Origin of the sequence: Sorangium sp. So ce185, assembly GCF_051526825.1 — a bacterium.
GTDB classification, from domain to species: Bacteria; Myxococcota_A; Polyangia; order Polyangiales; family Polyangiaceae; genus Sorangium; species Sorangium cellulosum_D.
Genome location: NZ_CP150316.1, coordinates 10877455 through 10902483, shown reverse-complemented (window position 1 = coordinate 10902483; position 25029 = coordinate 10877455). Strand labels below are relative to the sequence as shown.

Annotated in this window: 19 protein-coding genes; 7 read left to right on the top strand and 12 right to left on the bottom strand. The window is 72.8% G+C overall.

Annotated features, from left to right (window positions below):
• Positions 1-11: 11 nt before the first annotated feature.
• The 3 genes from WMF26_RS40175 to WMF26_RS40165 are packed head-to-tail and all read right to left on the bottom strand — an operon-like array spanning position 12 to position 2637.
• Positions 12-797, bottom strand: a complete 786-nt coding sequence (locus WMF26_RS40175) for an ABC transporter permease (RefSeq protein ID WP_437322100.1) — start codon at positions 795-797, stop codon at positions 12-14.
• A 5-nt stretch (positions 798-802) separates the two neighbouring features.
• Complete coding sequence (locus WMF26_RS40170) at positions 803-1609, bottom strand: ABC transporter permease (RefSeq protein WP_437333428.1); 807 nt, start codon at positions 1607-1609, stop codon at positions 803-805.
• The gene (locus WMF26_RS40165) at positions 1606-2637 is read right to left on the bottom strand and encodes an ABC transporter ATP-binding protein (RefSeq protein ID WP_061626066.1); all 1032 of its coding nucleotides are present in this window, start codon (positions 2635-2637) and stop codon (positions 1606-1608) included. The genes WMF26_RS40170 and WMF26_RS40165 overlap by 4 nt, the downstream gene beginning before the upstream one ends.
• 109 nt (positions 2638-2746) lie before the next feature.
• Between WMF26_RS40165 and WMF26_RS40160 the strand changes: the two genes are divergently transcribed.
• Positions 2747-5161, top strand: a complete 2415-nt coding sequence (locus WMF26_RS40160) for a protein kinase domain-containing protein (RefSeq protein ID WP_437997044.1) — start codon at positions 2747-2749, stop codon at positions 5159-5161.
• An 80-nt stretch (positions 5162-5241) separates the two neighbouring features.
• On the opposite strand, the gene WMF26_RS40155 is transcribed toward WMF26_RS40160, so the two are convergent.
• Positions 5242-6423, bottom strand: a complete 1182-nt coding sequence (locus tag WMF26_RS40155; RefSeq protein WP_437997043.1) for an FIST C-terminal domain-containing protein — start codon at positions 6421-6423, stop codon at positions 5242-5244.
• 132 nt (positions 6424-6555) lie between these two features.
• Here WMF26_RS40155 and WMF26_RS40150 point away from each other — a divergent pair, with 132 nt between their 5' ends.
• Complete coding sequence (locus WMF26_RS40150; RefSeq protein WP_061626069.1) at positions 6556-7311, top strand: PP2C family protein-serine/threonine phosphatase; 756 nt, start codon at positions 6556-6558, stop codon at positions 7309-7311.
• 33 nt (positions 7312-7344) lie between these two features.
• Positions 7345-7608: a hypothetical protein gene (locus WMF26_RS40145; RefSeq protein ID WP_020740040.1), complete on the top strand. Its 264-nt coding sequence runs from the start codon at positions 7345-7347 to the stop codon at positions 7606-7608.
• A 60-nt stretch (positions 7609-7668) separates the two neighbouring features.
• Here WMF26_RS40145 and WMF26_RS40140 read toward each other — a convergent pair whose 3' ends face one another.
• From WMF26_RS40140 to WMF26_RS40120, 5 genes are all read right to left on the bottom strand, one after another.
• Positions 7669-9726, bottom strand: coding sequence for a PrkA family serine protein kinase (locus WMF26_RS40140; RefSeq protein WP_061626070.1), 2058 nt, complete (start codon positions 9724-9726; stop codon positions 7669-7671).
• 257 nt (positions 9727-9983) lie between these two features.
• Entirely contained in the window at positions 9984-11198 is a 1215-nt protein-coding gene (locus WMF26_RS40135) for a YcbK family protein (RefSeq protein ID WP_437997042.1), read from the bottom strand.
• A 338-nt stretch (positions 11199-11536) separates the two neighbouring features.
• Positions 11537-12526: an L-threonylcarbamoyladenylate synthase gene (locus tag WMF26_RS40130; protein ID WP_437997041.1), complete on the bottom strand. Its 990-nt coding sequence runs from the start codon at positions 12524-12526 to the stop codon at positions 11537-11539.
• 683 nt (positions 12527-13209) lie between these two features.
• Positions 13210-14424 (bottom strand): FAD-dependent monooxygenase, encoded by a 1215-nt coding sequence (locus tag WMF26_RS40125; RefSeq protein ID WP_437997040.1) that lies wholly within the window; start codon positions 14422-14424, stop codon positions 13210-13212.
• 91 nt (positions 14425-14515) lie between these two features.
• A complete protein-coding gene (locus WMF26_RS40120) occupies positions 14516-15277 on the bottom strand; it encodes a helix-turn-helix domain-containing protein (protein WP_437997039.1) in 762 nt (253 codons plus the stop codon).
• A 773-nt stretch (positions 15278-16050) separates the two neighbouring features.
• Here WMF26_RS40120 and WMF26_RS40115 point away from each other — a divergent pair.
• From WMF26_RS40115 to WMF26_RS40105, 3 genes are all read left to right on the top strand, one after another.
• Positions 16051-16893, top strand: coding sequence for a hypothetical protein (locus tag WMF26_RS40115; protein WP_437997038.1), 843 nt, complete (start codon positions 16051-16053; stop codon positions 16891-16893).
• 363 nt (positions 16894-17256) lie between these two features.
• Positions 17257-18003: a hypothetical protein gene (locus WMF26_RS40110; RefSeq protein ID WP_437997037.1), complete on the top strand. Its 747-nt coding sequence runs from the start codon at positions 17257-17259 to the stop codon at positions 18001-18003.
• Between the two features lie 188 nt (positions 18004-18191).
• On the top strand, positions 18192-18410 hold the full coding sequence (locus tag WMF26_RS40105) for a GxxExxY protein (protein ID WP_437997036.1): 219 nt from the start codon (positions 18192-18194) through the stop codon (positions 18408-18410).
• A 103-nt stretch (positions 18411-18513) separates the two neighbouring features.
• Here the strand turns inward: WMF26_RS40105 and WMF26_RS40100 are convergent, their stop codons facing one another.
• The 3 genes from WMF26_RS40100 to dnaB all read right to left on the bottom strand — a co-directional run bounded on the left by WMF26_RS40100 (position 18514) and on the right by dnaB (position 23596).
• Entirely contained in the window at positions 18514-21444 is a 2931-nt protein-coding gene (locus WMF26_RS40100) for a CehA/McbA family metallohydrolase (protein ID WP_437997035.1), read from the bottom strand.
• A 38-nt stretch (positions 21445-21482) separates the two neighbouring features.
• Entirely contained in the window at positions 21483-21911 is a 429-nt protein-coding gene (locus WMF26_RS40095; RefSeq protein ID WP_437997034.1) for a hypothetical protein, read from the bottom strand.
• A 182-nt stretch (positions 21912-22093) separates the two neighbouring features.
• Complete coding sequence (dnaB, locus tag WMF26_RS40090; RefSeq protein ID WP_437315074.1) at positions 22094-23596, bottom strand: replicative DNA helicase; 1503 nt, start codon at positions 23594-23596, stop codon at positions 22094-22096.
• 442 nt (positions 23597-24038) lie between these two features.
• Between dnaB and WMF26_RS40085 the strand changes: the two genes are divergently transcribed.
• A complete protein-coding gene (locus WMF26_RS40085; RefSeq protein ID WP_437997033.1) occupies positions 24039-25019 on the top strand; it encodes a PfkB family carbohydrate kinase in 981 nt (326 codons plus the stop codon).
• Positions 25020-25029 lie beyond the last annotated feature (10 nt).

Here is a 25029-nt window from a genome sequence, read left to right as displayed (position 1 = left end):
CCTCACGGCGCTCAGCTCGACGCGGAGGTATACCGCCCTATCGCCCGTTTCCACACCGCGCGGCCGACGGCGCCGAAGGCGAGCGCCCCGAGCGCCGCGGCGGCGGCCGTGCGCGGGGCGATGGTGCCGAGCATCGCCTCCGCCGGATAGGTGGTCATCAGCGCGAGCGGGATGACAACGGTGAACGCGATGCGCCAGAACCCGTTGAAGATCGTGACCGGCCAGCGCGCGAAATCGAACAGGGAGTTGAAGAGGTAAGCCAGGTTGTCGAGGCGCACGACCCAGAACGCGGCGGAGATGACCAGGATGCAGATGGAGTAGAGCACCAGCGTCGCCGTCACGAGCAGGCACAGCGAGAGCGCCAGGTCGAAGGGCGCGGGGGCGCGCCCCATCTTCGTGAACGCATAGACGAAGATCGCCGCCGCGGCCGCGGCGTCCACGACCTTGCGGACCTCGAACCGGGCCGTGGAGACGAGGAACTGCGCGTCCGCCGGCTTGAGCAGCGTGAAGTCGAGCGTGCCCTTGCGGATCTGGTCGACCACGCTGATGAGCGACGGGTTCACGGCCCCCTCCAGGATGCCCTTGAGGAGCGTGAACCACCCGACCACGACGAGCGCGCGCTCGTACGTCCATCCCTGGACCGGCGGGCGGGCGGCGAGCGCGATGTGGAGCGGGACGAGCCCGACCAGCGTCCAGATGACGGTCATCACCGCGCCGAGCAGGAAATCCCACCGGTACTGCATGCCGAGCGCGAGCGAGACGCGCAGCTGCGTCGCGAGGAGCCGGAGGTAACGCACGCCGCTCACCCGCCGAACGCCGAGAACCGCCGGACGCCCGCGCGCCACGCGACGAGCGCCGCCGCGGCCGTGAAGAGCGCGAACGCCCACTGCACCGCGAGCTCGGTGAGCGCGCGGCCCGGGGCGAGCAGGCCGGTGATGAGCTCGACCGGGAACGCGAGGCTGTACCGGAACGGCAGGGCCCGCGCGACGTCGCCGAGCCACCCGGGGAACAGCTCGAGCGGGACGAGGTAGCCGGCGAAGACCATGAAGGCCGCGAGGTAGACGTCGAACACCGCGGTCGAGCTCTCGATCACGAACGCGAGCGAGCCGATCAGCGCCATCGTGAAGAAGTTGATCATCCAGGCGCCGACGAGCGACGCCGCCCAGATCCCGAGCTCGAGGGGCGTCGGCTGGAACCGCTCGCCCGAGGTGACGGCGAGGGCGACGATCGCGATGGGCAGGCAGAGCGCCGCCCGCAGCGGGAGCGCGGCGAGGTTGTCGGCGGCGAAGGAGATGAGCGGGTGGATCGGCCTGAGCAGGCGCTGCGAGAGGGCGCCGCTCTTGATCTCCATGTTCAGCTCCCACACGAGCCACGAGCCGGTCATCTGCCGGACGATGAGGATCGCCAGGAAATACGCGGTGAAGTCGCTCGCCCCGAAGCGGCCGACCGGCGCGCTCGCCGCCACCGCCGACCAGAGCGCGAGGCTCACGAGCGGCATCGTCGTCGTGAGCATCCAGATCAGCATCTCGGCCCGGTACGCCATCGCGGCCGCGACCCCGACGCGGAGCAGCGTCGGGAACGCCCGGGCCGCCCTGGAGAGCGCGCTCACGACGCGGCCTCGCCCGCGGCGCCCGCCGGCTCGCCGGCCCGCCCCTCGCCCGCGAAGAGCTCCCGCATCACCTCCTCCAGGGGAGGATCCTCGACCGTGAGATCCGCGATGTCGGTCTGGCCGAGCAGCCACGACATGGCCTGGCGCAGCTCCTCCTGCGGCACCTGCAGCACCGCGCGGCCCGGATCGAACGAGAGCACGGCGCCGACCCGCTCGAGGAGCGCCCGGTCGACGGGGCCGCCGAAGCGCAGCGCGATCCGCTTGTGCGGCCGCACGCTGCGCGCGAGCGCCGCGAGGTCGCCGTCGTAGCGCAGCCGCCCCTTGTCGATGACGATGACCCGGGGACAGAGCGCCGCCACGTCGTCCATGTAGTGGGACGTCAGCACCACCGTGGCCCCGCGCTGCTCGTTGTAGCGGCGGATGAACTCCCGCACGCTGAGCTGCATCGCCACGTCGAGCCCGATCGTCGGCTCGTCGAGGAACAGGATCTCCGGCCGGTGCAGCAGGGCGGCCGCGAGCTCGCACTTCATGCGCTCGCCGAGCGAGAGCTGCCGCGTCGGCTTCGAGGCGATGGCGGCGATCCCGAGCAGGTCTTCCAGCTCACCGAGCGTCTGCTTGAAATCCGCCTCACTGATCCCGTAGATGGCGCGGTTCAGGGCGAAGGTCTCGGCGGGGGGGAGGTCCCAGAGGAGCTGCTGCTTCTGGCCCATGACGAGGGTGATCCGCTTGAGGAAGCCGACCTCGCGGTGCTGTGGGACGAAGCCCGCCACACGGACCCGGCCGCCCGACGGGTGGAGCAGGCCGGACAGGACCTTCAGCGTCGTCGTCTTGCCGGCGCCGTTCGGGCCCAGGAAGCCGACGCGCTCGCCGGGCGCGATCGAGAACGAGAGGTCCTCGACCGCGTGGACGAGCCGGGTGCGACGCCGGAAGACCGAGCGCACCATGGCCCCGAAGCCGGGGGCGCGCTCGTGGACCTGGTACGATTTGGAGAGCGATTCCACCGCGATGGCGCTCGACGCCTCTGCCATGCTCGGCGGACACTAGCACCTCCGCGCCGGAGCTCCCGCGGCGACCGAATGCTCGCCCCGCGGATCCGGGCTAACCTCAGGGCGCGGGGGCGACTGCCCGGAATCCCCTATGCCGCAGAGCTTCAAGGACGACACGATCCACGACACACCGCTCCCGGCGAGCGGCGCCCGGGCGGGGGCCGAGCCCGCGAACGCCGCCGCGGAGACCGGCCCGCGCCAGGTCCTCGCCGGCCGGTACGAGCTCCTCGGGCTGGTCGGCATCGGCGGCATGGGGAGCGTGTACCGCGCGCGCGACCTGGAGCTCGAGGAGGTCGTCGCCGTCAAGGTGCTGCGGCGCGAGCTCAGCGGCGCGCCCGAGGTGATCGATCGGTTCCGGCGCGAGGTGCGGCTGTCGCGCAAGGTGACGCACCCGAACGTGGCGCGCGTCTTCGACATCGGCGAGCACGAGGGCGACCGGTTCCTGACGATGGAGTTCATCGACGGCGAGGCGCTCGCCGCGCTCCTCGCGCGCGAGCGGCGGCTCGCCGTGGCCCGCGTCATGGACATCGTCGAGGCCGTGTGCGCGGGGCTCGTGGCCGCGCACCGGGCCGGCGTCATCCACCGCGACCTCAAGCCGGACAACGTGCTGCTCGGGCGCGACGGGCGCGTCGTCCTGACCGACTTCGGGATCGCGCGCGCGATCGTGCCCGACGGCGAGGCGGGCAAGACGCTCGGCGCGGTCATGGGGACGCCGGCGTACATGGCGCCCGAGCAGGTGCAGGGCGCCGCGGACATCGACGCGCGCGCCGACGTCTACGCGCTCGGCGCCATGCTCTACGAGATGCTCACGGGCGAGCGCGCGTGGCAGGGCGACGCGCCGCTCGCCGTCGCCGCGGCGCGGCTCGTCTCCGACCCTCCGGACCCGCGGCGCCGGCGCGCCGACCTGCCCGACGCGCTCGCGCGCGTGGTGCTCCGCTGCATGGCCCGCTCGCGCGACGAGAGGTACGCGTCCGTCGAGAGCGCCGCGCAGGAGCTCGCGTCGCTCACGCGCCCGGCCACGATCGTCCCGCCGGCGTTCACGCCGCCGCACGAGCGGACGGCGATCTCCGGGGTCTCCGGGGTCATCTCGGGGCCGATCTCCTCGTCGAACGATCCGGGCGGCAAGAGCGTGGCGGTCCTCCCGTTCGCGAACCAGGGCGCGCCGTCCGACGCGTACCTGGCCGAGGAGCTGACCGACGATCTCATCGACACGCTCTCGATGACCCGGGGCCTGCGGGTGAGGTCGCGCGGGTCGCTGCCGCGGCGCCCGGACGGCGAGGTCGATCTGCGCGAGCTCGGGCGCGAGCTCGGGGTGCAGGTGGTCGTCGGCGGCTCGGTGCGGCGGCGCGACGGGACGGTGCGGATCAGCGCGCGGCTCGTCTGCGTCGCCGACGGGTTCCAGCTGTGGGCGAAGCGCTTCGACCGCCCCGAGGCCGAGGTGCTGCGGATCAACGACGAGGTGGCCGAGGCGGTCGCCGCGGCGCTGACCCTCGACGCGGCCGCGCCGAGCCGCACGGCGCCGAGCGATCCGGTCGCGCTCGACCTGTTCCTGCGCGGGCGCCACGAGTACCGGAGGTACTGGCCGGAGCACCAGGCGCGCGCGATCGAGCTCTTCGAGCAGGCGCTCGCGCGCGCGCCCGAGGATCCGATGATCCTGTCGGCGTATGCGCTCGCGCGCTCGCGCTTCTGGTTCTTCACGGATCAGGGGGGCGATCTGGCCATACAGGCGGCGGCGCGCGCCGCCGCCGCGGCGCCCGGGCTGCCGGACGCGCGGCTCGCGATGGCGTCGGTGCGGTTCCAGCGCCTCGACGTCATCGGGGCGATGCGGGAGCTCAAGGCCGCGCTCGCGTCCCAATCCGGGAACGCCGAGGCGGAGGGCCTCATCGGCACCATCCTGCTCGAGTGCGGCGCGTTCGAGGAGGGCGCGCGGCGTGCGCGGTCCGCGCTGGCGCGCGATCCCGAGGTGGTGCTCGCGGCGTATGCGCTGGCGCGCGCGTACGCGCTCCAGGACCGGTGGTCGGACGGCGAGGACGTGATCAGGGCGCTGCCGAACTCGGGCAGCGGATCAGGACCCGCGGTCTACCGGATGCGCAAGGTGATGTGGCAGCGCGACCCGGAGGTGCTCGCGGCGCTCTCGCAGCGGCGCGTGCGCGACGCCTTCCCGTACGCCCCCGACCCGTTCGTGCCGCTGATCGAGGACGTCCTTTCGGATCGGCTGTCGGACGACCGGCCCACGCTGACGCCGGGCCCGAGCGCGCCCGTCACGGCGCTGCGGCGCACGTCGTTCCTGCGGCAGCTCCAGGCGGAGCTCGCGGCCTTCCTGGGCAAATCGGCGCTCGCGCTGCAGGCGCTCGAGCTCTCGCTGGCCGACGGCCTGTTCGACCTGGTCTGGATGGAGGGCTGCCCCGTCTTCGCCTCGCTGCGCGCGGACCCGCGCTACGCGGCGATCCAGGCCGAGGTGCAGCGGCGGGCCTCCGCCGTGGTCGCGGTGTACCGCGAGCGCTGACGCGCCGTGTGTCCGCGCGGGGCCCGGCGCTGCGCTCGCCGCCGCCCGCGCGGCGCTCGGCCCGGCGCCGCGCGCGGCGCTCAGCTCGGCGCGCGGAAGAGCGCGAGCACGCCGGTGTAGAGGGCGAGCCTGGCCTGGCCCGGCGCCCAGGGGGCGATCTCGAAGCTCGAGTGCATGCCGGCGATCGGGAGATCCGCGAAGCGCTGGCGCAGGATGCGCGCCTCGACGTCGGGCGCCCCGTACAGGCCCTGGCCGCGCCCGGCGCAGCTCAGGTACAGCGCGAAGCGCGGGGCCGACCCGAGCGCGCTCTGGGACACCTGCCGGGCGATCCCCTCGAGCCCGGCGCGGGCGGCGGCGGCGTCGCGCACCGCGAAGGCGAGGCGCACCCCGGGCCTCGCGTCGTCGCCGAGCAGGAGCCCGCGCCGCGACGGATCGACGCCGCGGACCGGCCGCAGCACGTACCGCGCGTCGCGGGGCGTCGCCTGGGCGGCGACGTCGCCCCGCGGATCGGCCGCGTCGCCGCGCGGATCGGCCGGGTCGGCGAGCGCGGCGAGGACGAGGTGCTGGGGGCTCGGCTGCTCGCCGAGCGCGGCGGTCGCGGCGGACAGCAGGTCGAGCGCCGGCCGCCCGCCGGCGCGGAGCACGACGCCGCCGCTCACGTCCTCGATGGGGTGGAAGCCGGAGAGCAGCCGGACGGCCGGCGAGGCGTCGACGAGGGGCGGGGCGAGCCCGGTGATGGCGAGGGCGACCGTCGGGCCCTCGAGCAGCTCGCCCTGGGCGGTGACGCCGATGGCGGCGCCGGACGCGGTGCCGGCGCCGAACAGGCACGTGCTGGGCGCGGTGGAGGCGAGCGCCTCGAGCGTGTCGGGGGCGAACGCCCCGGGCCGTACGAAGAGGATCGCGGTCGCGGAGCGGCGGCCGACGATGCGGCCGAGGGTCTCGCGCAGGAGGCGGACCGGCTCCTCGGCGCGATCGGGCAGCGCGAACGGCGTGGCCTGCCCGCCGGACCAGAGCACCCCGCTCGCGCCGGTGTCCCCCTCGATCTCGCCGCGCTCGCTGAGCACGCCCGCGGCGGGCACGACGCAGGCGGGGATGCCGCGCCACGTGCTACGGACGAGCTCGGCGACGCCCGAGGCGCGCTGGGCGAGCTGCCCGGAGACGAAGACGACCCCGCCCGAGGCCGACGGGACGGCGCTGCGCAGGTCGGCCAGGTGGTGGAGAAGGCCATCCGGCCCACAGGTGGCGGAGAAGCTTCGTGCCATGGCTGGCGGGTCCATCCTAACCGAGCCGTAGCCCACTCGACAGGCCCCGCTGAAGAAGTTTATCGTGCGATAGTCGCGCCGGCGCCTCGGGGCTCTCCCCACGGGCGGCGATCGAAGGACCGGGCAAGCTCGATGAGGATCCAATCATTTGGCCGCACCGACGTCGGGCGCCACCGGCGCGCCAATGAGGACGCGTTCTTCCGGGACGACGAGCTCCGCTTGTACATCGTCGCGGACGGGATGGGCGGGCACGCGGCGGGCGAGGTCGCGAGCGCCGAGGCGGTCGAGACGATCTACGGCATGGTCAAGCGGGGGCTGCCCGCCATCGGCGATCCCGACGCGCCGCTCACGCAGCCCAAGGCGCGCGCCGTGCTGCGGATCCTCGAGGGCGCGATCCAGGCGGCGACGTACATGGTCTTCGCCATTGCCGAGCTCGACCGCGACAAGAGCGGCATGGGCACGACGATCAGCGCCGCGCTCATCGTGGGCGGCGCGCTCGTGACCGGCCAGGTGGGCGACAGCCGCATCTACCAGGTGCGCAACGGGACCGCGGTGCAGATGACCGAGGACCACACGCTGATCGCGTGGCAGATCAAGAACGGGCTCATCTCCCCGGACGAGGCGAGGAGCTCGCCGCACCGCAACGTGATCACGCGCGCGGTGGGCAACAGGGACTATGTCGAGGTCGACACCTCGATCGTGGCCGTGGAGGCGGGCGATCGATACCTGCTCTGCTCCGACGGGCTGCACGGCTATCTCCACGCCGAGGAGGAGATCGCGAGCATCGCCTCGAAGGGCGGGGACACGGCGGTCGACCTCTTCATCGAGCTCGCGAACCGGCGCGGGGGGCGGGACAACATCACCGCGGTCCTGGTCGAGGTGGGCTGACGCGCCCGGTCGAAAGTCGGCTAGGCTGCGCGCATGGCGCTCAAGGACAAACTGGTCTCCGAGGGGATGAAGCTCGCCGCGAACCCGAACGTGGCGAAGCTGATGCAGGACGAGCGGTTCATGCGGCTGTTCATGACGGCGATGAGCGTGCCCGGTCGGGTCTCCTCGTTCACGGCGGAGCAGAAGGAGACGTTCGCGAAGGCGATGGGCCTGGCGACCGTCGAGGAGGTCCGCGACCTCAAGCGGACGGTGGCGTCGCTGGAGCGCGAGATCGCGAAGCTCAGGCGCGAGGGGTGAGGCGCGAGGGGGCGCGGCGCGCGGGGGGGCGCGGCGCGCGAGGCGCCGCGCCCGGGGCGGCTACTTCGTGTCGCCGCGCGCGTAGATGCTGGCCACGTAGTCGAGCACGTCGCGCGCCGAGACCTCGTTGTACCCGAAGTACTTGATCATCCGGGTCTTGATGATGTCGATCTTCTCCTGCGTCTCCTTGTCGATGACGCTCGACACCAGGGTCTGGAGCTTGATCGCGTCCTTCTGGTCCTCGAACAGCTTGAGCTCGAGGGCGCGGCGGAGCCGGTCGTTCGTGTGCCACTCGAACTTCTTGCCGTCGACCGCGAGCGCGCCGATGTAGTTCATGATCTCGCGGCGGAAGTCGTCCTTCCGGTTCTCGGGGATGTCGATCTTCTCCTCGATCGAGCGCATCAGCCGCTCGTCCGGCTCGACGTCCTCGCGGGTGAAGCGGTCCTTCACCTTCTCCTTCAGGGTGTAGGCCTTGATCGAGTCGATGTAGTTCGCGGCGAGCTTCTGGATCGCGTCCTCGTCGGCGCTGATCGCCCGCTGCACCTCGTTCTTGACGATCTCCTCGTACTCGCGCTTCACCATCCCGATGCACTCGGTGTAGCGCTTGCGCTGCTCGTCGTTCGTGATGAGCGAGTGGTGGCGCAGGCCCTTCTCGAGCTCGCTCATGACCATGAAGGGGTTGATCGTCCCCTCGCCGAGGTCGTTCACGAGCGCGTTCGAGATCTTGTCCTGCACGTAGCGGGGGCTGATCCCTTCCATGCCCTCGCGCGACGCCTCCTTGCGGAGCTCCTTCACGGTGTCCTGCGTGTAGCCGGGCAGGACCTTGCCGTCGTAGAGCTTCATCTTCTGGACGAGCGACAGGTTGTGCTTCTTCGGGTCCTCGAGCCGGGTGAGCGCGGCCCACATCGCGGCGACCTCGAGCGTGTGAGGGGCGATGTGCTTGCCGCGGATCTTCTCCTTGTTGAAGTCCTTCTCGTAGATCCGGATCTCCTCCGACACCTTGGTGATGTAGGGGATATCGATCTTGATGGTGCGGTCGCGGAGCGCCTCCATGAACTCGTTGTTCAGGAGCTTCTTGTACTCGGCCTCGTTCGTGTGGCCGATGATGACCTCGTCGACGTCGGTCTGGGCGAACTTCTTCGGCTTGATCTTGTGCTCCTGCGACGCGCCGAGCAGGTCGTAGAGGAAGGCGACGTCGAGCTTCAGCACCTCGATGAACTCGACGATGCCGCGGTTCGCGATGTTGAACTCGCCGTCGAAGTTGAAGGCGCGCGGGTCCGAGTCCGAGCCGTACTCGGCGATCTTGCGGTAGTTGATGTCGCCGGTGAGCTCGGTCGAGTCCTGGTTCTTCTCGTCCTTCGGCTGGAAGGTGCCGATGCCGACGCGGTCCTTCTCGCTGAGCACGAGGCGGCGCACGCGCACGTGCTGCATGACCTTCGACCAGTCGCCGCCGTACTTGTCCATCAGGCGGTTGAAGATGAAGCGGCACGCCGGGTCGAGGTCGCCCTCGGTGCGGACCTGGAACTGCGGGCTCGACAGGCCGAGCTCGCGGAACGCGCGGTCGCGCCAGGACGGCGGCACGAGGCGCAGCGGCTCCTCGTGCATCGGGCACTTGAAGCGGGAGCTCTCCGTCCCGGCCATGCCGACGTCGTCGAGGTTCACCCAGTCGAACGTGTAGAGCGCGCCGTCGGGGGTGGTCGAGTAGTGCTCGATCCCCTTCTTGAGGAGCCGCGCGATCGTCGACTTCGACGAGCCGACCGGCCCGTGCAGCAGGATGACGCGCTTCTCCGGGCCGTACCCCTCGGAGGCGGCCCGGAGCACGTGGACGAGCCTCATCAGCGGGATGTCGAGCCCGTACACGGCGTCGGCGCCGCCGTGCATCTCATCCTTGAAGAAGTTGTACCGGATGAGCTTCTTCTTGTTGTCCGTGTACTCTTCGATGCCGTAGCGGATGATCATGTCGTACGCCCGCTGGAACGCGTTGCGCGTCACCTGCGGGTTCTGGCGCACGATCTGGAGGTACTCTTCGAACGTGCCCTCCCACGCGAGATCGCGGTAGAGCGCGAAGTCCTGCATCGCCGCGATCTTGTCAACCATCCCTGTCCGCAACTCGCCCATTTCGCACCTTTTTCTCCAGGGCGACCGCGGGGCGGCCTTGGCCGCCGGAGGTGCGGGAGCGGAGCCCGGCGTGCCGAGCTCCGCCCTCCGTCGTGCGCCGCGCGCCCGGGGGGAAGCCAAGCTTAACACCGATCGCGGGGACGCAAGGCGGCTGCGCCCTGGAGCTTTCTCCATCCGGAACGGGAATAAGCTGCGGCGCGCCCCGATCGCGCCGACGCAGCCGGAGGAGGTGCGAGGGCGCCCGCGGGGAGGCGACGTCAGCGGGCGGACGGCGCTGGGGAGCGCGTGGCCGGCGCTGGGGAGCGCGCGTCCTGCGTTCCCCAGGAGAGCCCTCCGCTTTCCACGACACCGGGCCAGGAATCGACGTACTCCGACGGCTCGCCGGGCCTGGAGGCGTCGATCCAGAAGAGGCGGCCGGTGCCTGGGCGGCGCACGTCGACGTGGACGAACTTGCTGTTCGGGTAGAAGCCGCAGCCCACGTCGTCGAGCGTGCGGCAGAACTGGAACAGCGCCGCGTTCGGGACGCCCATGACGAGGATGTCCATGGCGCGCCCCTCGGCGTGCTGGCTGTGGTGGGTGCCGGAGGCCTTGCCTTTGGCGGGCGCTTCGCCGGCCGGGCGCGGCCGGTAGCCGCTGAAGATGTGGATCGCGCGGCGCGGGAAGGCGTCGGCGATCTGCTGGAGGAGCCAGAGCAGGCGCGGGTGGACGAGGCGGACCTGGGGCACCCACTCGAGGGCCTGGAGCCAGGTGCCTGGGTTGGGCTCGTCGGGCAGCAGCTCGCCCGGGTCTGGCGCCTCGGGGGGTCGCGCCATGATCGACAGGCGATCGAGCGCGCCGGGCGCGACGGAGCCGTCGCATCGCACCAGCTCGAAGGCGTCGTGCTGGGCGCCGTACCGGGTGAACTGGACCGGGCCTCTGCGGCAGCGCCAGTCGGGCGGCTGCTTCTTCGGCGGGTCCCAGAGCAGGTCGAAGCCGTTCGACGAGAGGCTCGGCCCCGTGGTCGCGAGGAGGGGCGTGCCGAGGATCGGGTCGAGCGGGCGGAGCCACGCGGGCGCGGCCGGATCGAGGTGGAGGGACCCGGGCAGATCGAGCGGGGAGGGGAAGGGGGAGGTTGCGCTGGCGAACGCCGGGGTGCCGGGGGCGGCGGCGGCGAGGCTGTGCTCGCCGAGGTCGGCGTCGGCGTGGGGGCGCGCGCTGCCCCAGGCGAGCTGCCACCACGGCTGGTGCTGCCATTTCCCGTAGGCGCTGCTCATGTAGAGCCGGAGCGGACCTGGGCGCTCGACGGCGGCGTTGCGGAAGGCGCGGAGGAGCGGCAGCTCCGGCGCGGCGGTCTCGTTCAGATTGAAGGTCGCGCGCTTCGGCGGCTCGTCGAGCAGGCTGGCGCCGGCGTCCGGCGGGGCGGCGACGAGCAGGGCGGCGAGGCCGCCGGCGGCGGCGAGGCGGTGGGCGGCGGCGCGGGACGTTGCCGGCATGGGATCGAGGGAGAAGCGAGGCGCGCGAGGGACGGTAGCTCACCCGGCGGGCGGGCGGAGCTGATTTGCCACAAACCGGCATGGCGGGGGGTGAAAACCCACCTGCGGGCGGCCGCCGGGGGGGAGGGGGGGCGCAACCCCGGTCGGGTACCGCAACCTCGGTCGGGCGCCGCAACCCCGGTCGGGTACCGCAACCTCGGTCGGGCGCCGCAACCTCGGTCGGGCGCCGCAACCTCGGTCGGGCGCCGCAACCTCGGTCGGGCGCCGCAACCTCGGTCGGCCGCCGCAACCTCGGTCGGCCGCCTCAACCTCGGTCGGCAGCCTCAACCTCGGTCAGCTCAGGCCGCCGCGGAGGCGCGCGTCAGCCGGTCCCGCACCGCGTCCCACGCCGGATCCTCAGGCACGGCGGCGATCACGATCACATCGCATCCCGCGTCCTCGAGCCGGTGCAACGCCGCGTAGAGCCCCGCCGCGTAGCCGGCCGGATCCCCGGGGAGCACCTCCGCGTGCGGCCCATCCGCGGTGCGCCTTCCGCGCTCGATGGCGCCCGCGCGCGCCCCGCCCCGCGCGGCGCGCTCGACCTCGTCTCGGACCGCCTCCGCGGGGACCAGCGCCACCTGCGCGCGCGGCGCGTAGTGGCGCGCGTGGGTCCCCGGCGCCGGCGCGCGCTCGGTCGTGGCGGTGATCAGCCCCGCGGTCGTCTGGAGCGGCACGAGGGCGGCGATCGCCTCCGCGGCCACGTACCCCGGCCGGAGCAGCCGCGCCGGCGATGTCGTGACGTCGATGATGGTCGACTCGATGCCGACCGCCGTCGGCCCCCCGTCGACGATGGCGTCGATGCGCCCGCCGAGGCTCTTCTCGACGTGGTCGGCGGTGGTCGGCGAGATCGCGGTGGACCGGTTGGCGCTCGGCGCGGCGATCGGCAGCCCGACCGCGTCGAGCAGGGCGCGCGCGACCGGGTGCACGGGCACGCGGATCGCGACCGTCGGCCCGCTGGCGGCCACCTCGTCGGCGACGCGGTCGGGCCGGCGCGCGACGATGAGGGTGACGGGCCCCGGCCACATCGCCTGCGCGAGGCGCTCCGCTTCCTCCGGCCAGCGTTCCGCGAGCGCGCGGGCGGACGCGACATCCGGCACGTGGACGATCAGCGGGTTGCCGGGCGGCCTCCCCTTCGCCTCGAAGATGCCGCGCGCCGCGGCCGCGTCGTCGGCGCGCGCGCCGAGCCCGTACACGGTCTCCGTGGGGAAGGCGACGAGCCCTCCGCGGCGGAGGATCTCGGCCGCCCGTGCGATGGATGCCGCGTCAGCGGCGAGCCGCTCGGTTCGCATGCGCCGCGCTCCATGTTGCCCGGGCGGGCGGGAGGCAAACGAAAACCGACGAGGGGGCGCGGCGCGCTGTGCGGGCCTCGCCGCGCTCACGGAGCGGCCGGCTTCCCCGGCCGGCGTCGGCTCGGCGTCGAGGTCGTCGAGCGCGAGCCGGAGCGGCCGATGTCGACCTCATCCACCTGGCCAAGCGCGGGATCCGTGCGGGCGAGGGGAGCACGGGCGCGAACTCGCTACGGTCCCCTCCGCCGCTGCAGCCGCAGCGATCGAGGAGCACGCCGGCGAGCACAGTGCCGTCGCCATGGTCAAGCGAAATCGCCGCGGTGCTGCGGATCTCTGGGTGAAGACTGTTCGCCACCCATCTGGTTGACGAACACCTCCAACCACTGAACAGCCCCCCTACCGGGATAGACCCCTAGCGCCGCGCCTCGGTGTTGACGATCCGTTTCGCCCGGCTCGTGCGTCTGGGGGGCGTGAGCGAAGAACGAAAGCAGCCGAGGGCCAGGTTGAGGGGGCTCCAGCTCAGCCAGGAGGACCAGCAGGCACTGCGCCGACGCGAGAGGGAGGGGCCGCTCGGCATGCGGGTCGCACGGCGGGTCCAGGGCCTCGAGATCCCGCGGTGTCGGCGGGGGCACTACGATCGGCGTTGTCGCTGGAGGTGGCGACGACCACACGCGAGACAGACGGACCTACTGCGCGACGATGTCGCGCATCTTCAGCTGGTCATTGGTGGTCAGTCGTCGGAAGATCGGGCGCGTGACGGGCGAGCTGGCGAGGCGGACGAACGCCGTGCGCAGGATCCGCTGAGCTTCCCCGGACGGTGTGAAGAGCGCCCTCATTCTCAGCCCGTCGGCCTGCAGGCTCGTGATGAACGGGCGCAGCTTCTCCTCCCAGGCGACGAGCGCGCGTCCCACGTCGTCAGGGTAGTTCTCCAGCATGTTGCCCAGAAGCTCGCTCCCGGCCATGCCGGTCGAAGCGCCCATCCCTGAATACAGCGTCAAGCACCACGCAGCGTCGCCGACCAGCACGACCCGCCCCTTGTGCCAGCAGTTCATGCGAACCTGATTGACCGAGTCGAACAGGGACTCGTCTGCGGCCGCGAAATCGTCGAGGAGCTGCCTCAGCACGGGCCCTGCCGGTTCTGGTCCGTAAGCCTTGCGCAGCGACTCGATGGGGGTCCTCCGGAACTGCGCATCGATGTCGTCCACGTGGTAGGAGAAGAGCACGCCTGGGTTGTGGTCCGCGAAGGGGAATACCCACGCCGACCGCCCGGTCTCGGCAAGGACCAGCCCATCATGCAGGTGATAGCCGCGGACGGGTTCGCTCAGGATGGCCGCCCCGATCATGTAATTTAGCGGGTAGAGGAAATCTTCGTGCGGGCCGAAGACGAGCTTCCGGACGGTCGAGCGCATTCCGTCAGCCCCCACCACGAGGTCGAAGTGCTCGGTCACGGTCTCGCCGGTCTTCGTGTGGGTCGTCGTGACATCGACGCCGCGATCTCCTGGATCCATCCCCGTGGGGACTGTCGAGAAGCGGATCTCCACCTGCTCCGGCAGCGCGTTGAACAACGCATTTTCGACGTCGCCGCGCAGCAGCATGCGCGGCTCGCCGGGCACGTCGGCGAAGGTCATGCCCTTGCGACGACGATTGGCCCGGTCGACCTCGTACGTCTTGGTTTGCGGGTGCTTGCGGTTGCCCATGGCCTCGAGCACGCCGAGCCGCTTGGCGGACGCCTGGCCCGTGCCGAAGAGGGCGATGAAGTAGCCGCCTTTGCGGCGCTCGGGGGCCCGCTCGATGATCACGGGCTCCCAGCCGGCCCTGTGCAGCCGCAGGGCCGTGGCGATGCCGGCGATGCCAAGTCCAACGATCAAAACGCGGCGCCCGTGGGTTGCTGAAGTCGTCATGATGCTTTGACTCTAGCCATCGACGGCGCACGCCGGCAGAGCGTGGCTTGGGGCGGATATCGGCCTGGATTGGGATCGGATGGCGGGGCCTTCAAGGCCCGGGGCGGCGGCGCTGATCGCGAAAGGCCCGGGGGGTCATCCCTTGGGCGCGCCGGAAGGTGCGAATGAAATGGGTGACGTCGGCGTAGCCAACCTGGTCTGCGATGCTCTCGATGCTCGCGTCCGTCTCCAGGAGCCGCCGCCGGGCCTCGGCGATGCGATGCTCGCGCAGCCAGTCCCCCACCGTCAGCCCTGTCTCCCGGCGGATGGCGTTGGCCAGGTGCGAAGGCGTGCGCCCGACCGCCGACGCGACGTCCTGAAGCGAGAGGGGCTCCAGACAGTGCGCCTCGATGAACCTGAGCGCATCTTGCACGAGCCCGCTGAGCATGGGCGACGCCAGAGGCGCGTGCTCCGAAAGCTCGCGGATGAGCTCCGTGAGCAGGAGGGTAAACAATGCGAGCGCGGCGTTGTCCGCGCCCCACTGGGCCTCTCGCAGCTCGGTATCCATCTCGGCCACCAGGCGCTCGATTCGCTGCCGCCGGGGCTCTCCGGGTCGCAGCCGGAGCAGTCCCCGGAGAAAGAGGCTGCGCACCGGCGCGTCCTTCGCATCGCCTCGGATTCGTGGTCGTCCCGGCGGCCGCTCCGGAGTGCTCAGCAGCGTCGGATCAAAGCCCACGATCCATCCCTCCAGGTCGCCGACATCGAGGGGCTGATGCTCCACGCCCGCGGGGATGAGGTGGATATCCCCGGCATGAAGATTGACCTGCTCCAGATGACGGCCTCGCCCCCTTCCCGCCGTCAGCACGAAAACCATGAAGAAGGTCGAGACGAGCGGCCCGGGCGGCAGCGTGGGCGGCCTTTGTCGTGGGACGGGAACGACACACAACGGCAAGCCCCCGGCGCCGAACCCGTCCAGCGTGAGAACGCGGGGAGGGGGGTGCTGAGGCGTGCGACGCATAGCCTGCATGGATAGCATACTCCGGGATGCGACGCCTGCGCGTGCTCGGCATGGCCTGAGCGTCAGTAAGCCGATGCGAGCGCTGCTCGGCGCAAGTCAGTACGTTTGACCCCGCAGGCTGTGGAGCGAAAGCGGCCTCCTCGATGCATGGATAAGTTGCTGATACAGCGTCACTTTTCCAGGAGGGATGCGGATCGCGTAAGGTTCTATAGGATGATCACTCCGGAGAGAACGCCGGACGCGCTGCTCGCTCGATCAGCGGGGACGACGCCGCCGACGTTCCTGACCCTCTCCGGCCGATCTTTCGGATGCCTCCGCGTGGTCTAGACCATGCGCGGAGGCTCGTCAGAGGCCGGTGGACAGGTCGAGACCTCTCCATTTGTATGAAAAAATCCAAATCTTTTGATCGCGACCATCCTCCCGGCTGAAAAGATCCCCCGCGGTCGATCGCGACCTCGCCTCGGCCTCGCAACGAGCGCCGGGATTGGTCGCGACCTCCGCGGCACCTCCTTTTCAGCCGGCCGGATTGGTCTCGAGCCGTCGGAAACCGGCGGGTCGCTTGACGGGCTCGTCCGCCTCGCCGTCTCCTGCCTGGACACGCTGTACCCCGGTCAAGGAGGTCTATTGCGATGTTGAAGCACCTGATGATCGAAGAGATGGTCGCGCTCGTGTCTCCGTGGGTCGAGAACGCGCAACGGAAGCGGCTGTTCCTCTCGATCCCCGAGATCACCGGCCTGCACCCCAAGGTGGTCGTGGCCCACGAGGCCGTGCTCGCGGTGCGGCCGAGCAAGGCGGGGCCGTCGGCCCAGATGAGCGCCTTGAACGACGAGCTCGGGCGGGTCGACGTGCGCCATGATCACCTCGCCAGGGCCGTGTGCTGGGGCATCGACGCGCACCGCGAGCATTGCCTCGGAGCGGCCCCTCCAGAGAGAGAGCGCGCCGCGACCTGCGACCAGGTGCAGGCGAAGCTGTTTCCGGGCGGGCTCAACATTCTCAAGGCGTCGCCGACCGCCGAGGCGGGCAACACCGCGCGCATCGCCCGGCTCCTCGACGAGGAGCCGTCGATCGGCGAGTTCCTGAAGGGGATCCCGGCGCCCGGGAAGACGACGCTGCTCCACACGACGCAGCGGTGGATCAAGGTGGGCAAGGAGCTCGAGGCGATCGAGCACCGGCGGGACGAGCTCGCCGCGAAGGAGAAGACGGCGCCGGTGACCAAGGCGACGATCGCCGCCGCGCGCAGCCAGTGGTTCCGGGCCGTGTCCGCGGTGCTCGCCAACCTGGAGCTCTCCGATGCGCCGGCCGAGGCGATCGAGACGATCCGCGGGCCCGTGCTGAAGGCCTCGGAGCGGGCCGGCAAGCGGTATGGCGGGACGTCCGCGGCCGAGGGGGCGAGCCAGGAGGAGCCGGGGGAGACGGCGGCGGGTGAAGCAGAAGAGGAAGCGGGCGTCGGAGACGGCGTGCTCGTGAGCTGAGCCGCCGCTGCGGGCGCCGGTGAGATCAGCCGTCGCCGCAACCCCGGTCGGGCGCCGCAACCTCGGTCGGGAGGGCGCAACCCCGGTCGGGCGCCGCAACCCCGGTCGGGCGGGCGCAACCCCGGTCGGGTGCCGCAACCCCGGTCGGGCGGGCGCAACCCCGGTCGGGCGTCGCAACCCCCACGAAGACAACGACCGTCAGCCTCGGGCCGTCCCTGGCGATCGACTCGACCGCCGTTGTGTGGTGCCGTGATCTGCGATCGCGTGATGGGGGCGGATGGGCATGATTGATTTCCCACCGCGACCCGGCCGAGGGCCGTCCCTGGCCGCTCCTGGGCTACGCTTCGGCGCGTGGATGGTGACGTGCAGACGTGGAAAGCGTCGATCGCCGCGCTCTACGCCATGACGCGTGGCGACTGCCCGCTGGGCCCCGTCGAGGGCTGTCCGTGCTGCGTCTCGCCCGGCGAGGCGCGCGCGCTGCATCAGGTCGCGCGCGAGTCCGCGCCCGCTGAGGCCATCGGGCGTTTCGCGTTCAAGGCCATGAGCACGTGGGGCGAGCCGCGCGATTTCCGCTGGTTTCTCCCCCGCGTCCTCGAGCTCATGGCGATCGAGCAGGTCGGCGCGCTCTGCGTCGAGATCGTCGCGGGCAAGATCCTGTCGGCCGGCTTCGCCGCGTGGCCGGAGTCCGAGCGCGAGGTGGTGCGCGCCGCCTTCGCCGCGCTCTTCCGGCTCCGGCTCGGTGGCGGAGCGAGCGTTCAGGTGATCGACCTCGCCGCGTCGTGCGCGCTGCTCGGCGTGGACCTCAGGCCGCTGCTCGACGAGCTCGCGCTGCGCGCGCTCGACGACGCGGCGGCCGCCGAGGTGTACGTCGAGCTCGCGGAGTCGGTGGTCTGCCGGCAGGGCGCTCCGGCGACCGGGGGGGTCCACGGACGCGCAGCGACGGCCGAGGCGGCCCTGTCCGGCTTCTTCTGGAGCGAGCCGACCCTCGCCCACGTCGAGCGGCTCTTCTTCCGCTTTTCCGAAGGGCGGCTCGGCGAGCGGCTGTCCCTCGTGGCCCAGTGCCTCGAGCTCGCCGGCGACGCGGGGGGCCTTCCGGGCGCCGGGGGGTAGCAGCGTGAGACCATGTTACCGAGCGGCGTGGCGTGGCGAGCGTGGTTGGACGTGGGCGCGCGGCTATCAGCTTTGCGCATCGACGACCCCAGGATCGCCCGCGCCCCAGCGCACGCCGGCCGCCGGGCCGTAGGCCGACGCCGCCCGCGCTCAGCATCGTTCGACCTCGGCGAGCGTCGCGAGGCACCATGGCCATGGCGACGGCTGGGGCCGGATACGGCGGTCCCGACCTCCTCCGGCCGCGGCCAGTGGTTCCGGGTCGTGTCCGCGGTGCTCGCCAACCTGTCGAAGCGCAGTCCCTCACCTACCTCCGATTATCCGAGCTCAAGCTCGCGCTCGTCATCAACTTCGGCGAGGTGAAAGTGAGGCAGGGTATCCATCGCGTGGTCAATGGACTGAAGGGATGACTTTCCTCCCTCCACTTTGTCTTTTTGCGCCTTCGCGCCTTTGCGTTGAATCTCTTCTTCCCGCTGCCAATCCACTGGCTCCGTTACGCGTTCAGCCGCCGCGCTACGGCGCCGCCGCTCGGCCGAGCGAGCGGCCGTCGCCGTCGGCGTCGATCCAGAGCGGCGCCGTCATCGCGAACGGCAGGATCTCACCCGGATCCCCGGTGAGCACCGGCTCGAGCGGCCGCTGCCCCCGGACGATCGCCACCACGAACGTGTCCTCCGCGACGGTGATCGCGCCGCGCGCGCCCCGCCCAGGCCGCCCGTCGCCGCCCGCCCCCCCGACGCGGGCGCCCGGCCGCGCCGGCCTCCGCTCGCCGCCGCCCGTTCCAAGCACCACCGGGATCTCGACCTCGTCGAGAAGCGCGCCCGCAGCCGTGGTGCGCGCGCCCTCCAGCGGAATCGCCTCGCCGCTCGCGACGCCGCCCACCAGCACATGCAGCTCCCGCGCGTCGACCCAGGGCGCGCGCTCGATCCGGATCGAGAGCGTCCGCGGCCCCCCGCGCGCCCCGCCCCGCACCGAGGCGACGCCCCCCTGGCGCGCCTCGCCGAGGCGCATCGTCACGAACGGCCCGTTCGTGATCACGACGTCGCGCCGCCGCCGCAGGCCCGCGACGAGGTCCCCCACGTCGAGCCGCCCCGGATCGTCGCCGGCCACCGCGACGTACGTGCGCGGCGTCCCCGCCTCCGCGCCGTGCAGCCCGTGCGTGTCGCTCGTCGCCGTCGGCGTGACCGGGCGGGACGCGCGGAGCAGCGCCCAGAGCTCCTCCAGCGCCCGGTCCCGCGCGGCCACCTCGCGCCCAGTCCACACCTCGAGCGCATCCGCGCCACCACCGTCCCCGACGAGCTGCGCGAGCAGGCGCGCTCCCTCCTCCGGCGCTTCCTGCGGCGCTCCAGAGCCGTGCAGCGGCGAGCCGCCGCCGTGGCGCCGGCTCACCTGGACGACGCGCTCGCCGGGCAGCGCGCGCACCTCGCGGAGGAGCTCGCCCGCGGTCTCGTCGCCCCACCGCAGCGCGCCCTCGCGGGGCGCGGCCGCCGCGCCGCCGAGCGGGAACACGCTGAGGCTCCCGAGCCCGGCGCCGCCCCGGCCGCTCGTGAGCTCGACGCCCGGCAGCATGCGCAGCTGCGCGTCGAGCTGCAGGGCGGCGACGTCCGGCTGGAGATCGGCGGCGAGGTTGTGCTCGGTCGCCACCGCGCACTCCACGCCCTCCGCCGCGCTCCAGGCGAGCCGCACCGCCGAGGCGACGCCTGCGTCGGCGCTCCGCGCGGTGTGCTGCCGCAGGTCGCACGCGATGTAGCCCGACGTGTCGACCACCCGCTGGAGCGTCAGCGCGAGCGGCGACCGCGCGCCGTCGGCGATGTCGACCGTCGCCTCGGCGAGCGCGTACTCGGGCCCGCGCGAGGCGACGACCCGGATGCGCCCGGGCGGCAGGGGAAGATGGAGCTCGCCCCCGAGCGCGAGCCGCGGCGGCGATACGGCCTTGCCGGTCGCGGCGTCGAAGAAGCCGACCTTCACCGGGATGAGCGGGCCGAGGAGGTCCGGGGCTGCGGCGGGCGCCTGTGCAGCGGCGGGCGCCTGTGCAGCGGCGGGCGCCTGTGCAGCGGCGGGCCCCGGGGCGCCGCGCTCCTCCACACGCAGGTCGAGCTGGCCGACGCCGGAGAGCGCGAGCCGCGCGGGGGCGATCTCGCCGGCGCGGATCCGGACCCGCGCGGTCCCCAGCGCGCGGCGGCCGCTCCCCTCGAAGCCGACGAGGTAGAGGCCGGGCGGCGCTTCGACGGCGAGCGGCTCGCGCTCGCCGGTCCGCAACCACAGGTCGAGCGCGCCGGCGGCCGGCCCAGCTGCCGCGCCGACGGCCGGCGCGGCGCCCTCCTCGGCGACCGGCGTCAGCGTGGCCCGGCCGGCCATGGGCCGGAGCGGCGCGCCGCGGGCGTCCACGAGCTCGAGCGCGACGCCGCCGGGCGCGCCCCCGCCGAGGAAGAAGAGCTCCGTCGCGACGGCGAGCGCGTCGCCGCGCGGCGCGATCGCGAGGATCCGCTCGTACGCGGCCCGCCCGCCCGGCGGCAGCGCCGCCTGCCGCGCGAACGTCGCGTCGCTGAAGCCGGCGCCGCTCCGCGCGCGGATCATCCCGCCGCCCGCCGGGACGAGCGCGTACGCGACGCGGGACCCGACGCCGGCCAGGTACGGCGCCTCGTGCTCGCCGCGCAGCCCAGGCGCCGCGCCGGGCGCGGCGTGCTCCGCGGCGCCCCAGTGGACGACGTCACCGAGATCGAGCGCCTCGACCGGGCGGTCGCCGTCGTTCTGGAGCGACGTCGCGATCACGACCGCGCGGCCGCTCGGCGCGAGCGTGTAGCGGGTGGTGACGGAGAGCGCGCCGCCCTCGAGCGCGCGCCCGCGCACCTCGCCGCGCGCCTCGATCCACGCCGCGCCGCCCTCGCCGGCGCCCGTGGCGATGTCGCGGTAGATCACCTGCCGCGGCGGCGCGCCGAGCCGGGCGACGATCTGCCCGAGCTCGTCGCTCCGCTCCCGCGCGTCCGCCGCGTCGATGAGGTGGCCCCCGCCCTCGGCCAGGCCCGTCCCCGGGCCGAGCTGCTCGATCACCACCGCGATCTCGTCGTTCTCGAGCACGTAGTCGCCCGGCCGCCCCGCCGCGAGCGGCCCCGAGAGCGCGTCCGCGGGCGCCGCGATCCGCCGGACGCGCGCCGGCCGCGCCGCGACCGCGTCGCCCGGGCAGAGCGCGCCCTGCTCGCCGCCGCCGTGCCCCCACCGGCAGAGCATGCCGAGCCGCTCGGCCGCGCCGGAGGACACGGCGACGCTGCCCCCCTGCACCGGCGGCGCGCAGGCGCCCGCGGCGAGCGCGAGCGCGGCGAGCCAGGCGCGCCGCGGCGCGCTGGACGCGCTGGACGCGCGGGGCGCGCGGGGCGCGCGGGGCGCGGCGTGTCGCGCGCGCGGGGGGCCGGCAGGGGAGCGAGGGGGCATCTCGATCGAACGGATCATCGGTGCTGCTCCGATGCGCGGCCGCGGCGGTGCTTGGGTCAGGAGCGCTCGGTGGCGAGGACGACGAGGGAGGCGATCCCGAGGCAGATGCCGAGCGCGCGGCGGGCGGTGAACGCCTCGCCGAAGAGCAGCGGCGCGAACAGCGCGGCGAGCGCCACGCCGCCGGCGAACACCATCGGCCCGGTCGCGGACACCGGGCCGCCCATCCGGAGCGCGGTGAAGACGAGCGTGGTCACCCCGCTGATGAACAGGCCGGACGCGCACGCCCAGAGCACCCCCTGCGCCGTCGGAGGCGCCTCCGTGCCCGGGCGGAGGACGAGGAAGACGAGGATCCCGGCCGCCGCCGTGGCCTCGATGCACAGCGCGCCGAGGGCGTCGCCGACGCGGCCCGCCGCCGCGCGCAGCATCAGGTAGTGCCCGGCCATGCAGACCGCGGCGAGGAGGGCGGGGACGTACCAGACGGACATGCCGCGCACGCTAGCGCGGTTTTCGCCCGTCGCTGGCACATGCGTTCCAGAGCGGCGGTCACCCGCACAGGAGACGGGTCCAGCTCGGCGTTTTCGGCGCGGAAGCGCACGGAAGGGCGCTGAGCACCGAAAACGTCGAGATGGGCCCGTCTCCTGTGCGGGTGACCGCCGCTCTCGGCGGGCTACTCGTCGTCCACCATGTCCGGGTAATCGCCGGGCGCGAGGTTGTCGAACCGGGTGCACGACGAGGTGAACCGCGTGAGCACCTTGCCCGTCGGCCCGTTGCGCTGCTTGGCGACGATGAGCTCCGCGATGCCTTTGTGGTTGGTGGTCTCCGGGTTGTAGTACTCGTCGCGGTAGATGAAGATGATGTTGTCGGCGTCCTGCTCGATGGCGCCCGACTCGCGGAGGTCCGACAGCTGAGGGCGCTTGTCCTTGGTGGTCCGGGTCTCGACCGCGCGGTTCAGCTGCGAGAGCGCGATGACCGCCACCTTGAGCTCCTTCGCGAGCTGCTTGAGCCCGCGGGAGATCTCGCTGATCTCTTGCTCGCGGCTGCTCACGCCGTCCCGCCCCTTCATGAGCTGCAGGTAGTCGATGACGACGAGCCCGACGCGCCGCCCCGAGTTGCCGTCGCTGGGCGGCCGGTCGTACTCGGCCTGGATGCGCCGCACCTTGGCGCGCAGCTCGAGCAGGCTGATCGCCGGCGTGTCGTCGATCCAGATGGGCAGGGTCGACAGGAAGGACGCGGCCTCGGTCAGGCGGCGCCAGTCGTCGGGCTGCAGGAAGCCCTGGCGGAGCTTGCCGACGTCGACGCGGCCCTCGCTGCACACCATACGTGTGGCGAGCTGCTCGCGCGGCATCTCGAGCGAGAAGACGGCGGCGCCGAAGCCGGGCTCGTGCCGCTCGATGCCGTGCCCCGCCTGGTCGGGGCCGGGGGAGCTCACCGTGCGCGGCGACGCCACGTTCACGGCGAGGTTGAGGACGAACGACGTCTTGCCCATGCCGGGGCGCGCGGCGACGATCGAGAGGTCGCCGTCGTGCAGGCCGGCCGTCTTGGCGTCGAGCTTCTCGAACCCGGTCGAGATGCCCGTGATGCGATCGCCGCGCTCCGCGGCCGCGGTGATCTGCTCGAACGCGGCCTTGAGCACCTGGGCGATCGGCTGCGTCGACGTCCCCTGGGGCGTGCGCGCGAGCTGGTAGACCGCCTGCTCCGCGCCGTCGATGAACTCCTGCACCACGCCGACGTCGCCGTACCCCTCGGCCGCGACGCGCTGGCACGTGGCGATGAGCTGGCGCACGCGCCACTTCTCGTAGACGACCCGCGCGTGCGCGCCGACGTGCGCGACCGCCGGCGTCGCGTCCGCGAGCTGGGCGAGGTACGCCGCGCCGCCCACTTGGGCGAGGCGCTCCCGGTCGCGCAGCCAGGAGGCGACCGAGACGATGTCGATCGGCGTGCCGCCGGACGCGAGCTCCTGCGCGGCCTCGTAGATGCGGCTGTTCGCCTCGCTGTAGAAATGATCCGCCTTCAGGATCTCGAGCACCCGATCGAGCGCGTCGCGGTGCAGCAGGATGGCCGACAGCACCGCCGCCTCGGCGTCGAGGTCGTGCGGCGGTACCCGTCCGGCGACGATGGGAGGCTCGATCCTCTGGGGCCGCTGGCCGCGGCGCTCCATCATTCTCATCATCCGTGCATCTCCTCCCCACCGATTGCCCCCATCCCGCCCCGAGCTTTTCCACAGGTGCCGAAATGGGCGACGCCCCGAAGGCGCAGCGGTCCTTCGGGGCGTCGGGTGCAGGGTCGAGTTCCGTCTATCAGAACATGGGCCGCGCTGAGAAGGTTTTGTGTTTGCATTGCAGTGAGCGTTCGTGCGGTGGGCATCTCAATGCAGGTTCCACGTTCGAGGGGCGCTTGGTCTCGCCGCGACGCGGGGGCTCGCCGCGACGCGGGGGCTCGCCGCGACGCGGGGGCTCGCCGCGACGCGGGGGCGCGGCGCGGCGCAGCGGCGCCGCCGGCGGCGAGGTATGGAAATTGAGCAACGCCGGTCTCATCGCCATTTCCTTTCCCGCTTGACTCAGCTGCGATGACGCTTCGCTCCCGGGCATGCGCCGTCGCGGGGAGCCGCCATTGTGGATCACAAAACGCGTCAAACAAGGATTGAACCCACCGAGGTGATCTGCGTGGGTGAAGCGCTGTGGGACCTCTACGCGCCGGAGGGCATTCCGCTCGAGCAGGCAAAATTGCTGCGCCGCGTCCCGGGGGGCGGGGCGGTGAACACCGCGATGGCGCTTGCCCGGCTGGGCGTCCCGTCGGGGGTGTGCGCTGCGCTGGGCGACGACGCCCTGGGGCGCGGGCTCAGGGACGAGGTCGCTGCGGCCGGCGTCGATGTGGGGCGGCTCGCGCTGGGCGCGGCGCGCACCGGCCTCATGCTCGTGGCGATCGCGCGGGGCGAGGCGCGCTTCGCCGGCTACCGGCAGGGCGAGCTCGAGGCGCGCGAGCTCGCCGCGGCGCTGCCCGCGCGATGGCAGACCCGGGTCGTGCACTTCACCGGGATCGCGCCGGTGCGCGGGGCGATCGGCGCGATCGCGCGGGCGGCCGCGGCTGCTCGCCGCGAGGGGTGCGCGGTCTCGATCGACGTCAACGCGCGCCCGCGGATGTGGCCGCGCGCCGGGCGCGGGGCGGCGCCCGCGGGGGCCGGCACCGGCGCGGCGGCGCCTGCGGGGGCGGGCGCCGGAACAGGCGACGGCGTGCGCGGCTGCTTCCGGCTGTTCGCGCAGGCGGATCTCGTGAAGTGCAGCACCGGCGACCTCGAGGTGCTGGGGACGACGGCGCGCGCGCTCCGCGAGCGGCTGCGGCCCGAGGCGACGCTGGTCGTCACGGACGGCGCGCGGGCGACGCTCGTGCTCGGCCCCGAGGGCGAGCGCGCGGTCGCGCCGCGCCCGGTGCGGCCGCTCGATCCGACGGGCGCGGGCGACGCGTTCTGCGCTGGGATGCTGGCGAGCCTCGCCTGGGAGGTCCGCGCGCGGTGGGCCGATCCGGCGCTCATGCTGCGCGCCGTGGCGCGGGGGCACGACGTCGCGCGGGCGTGGGTGAGGCGGAAGCGCGGGTGAGGGGGACGCG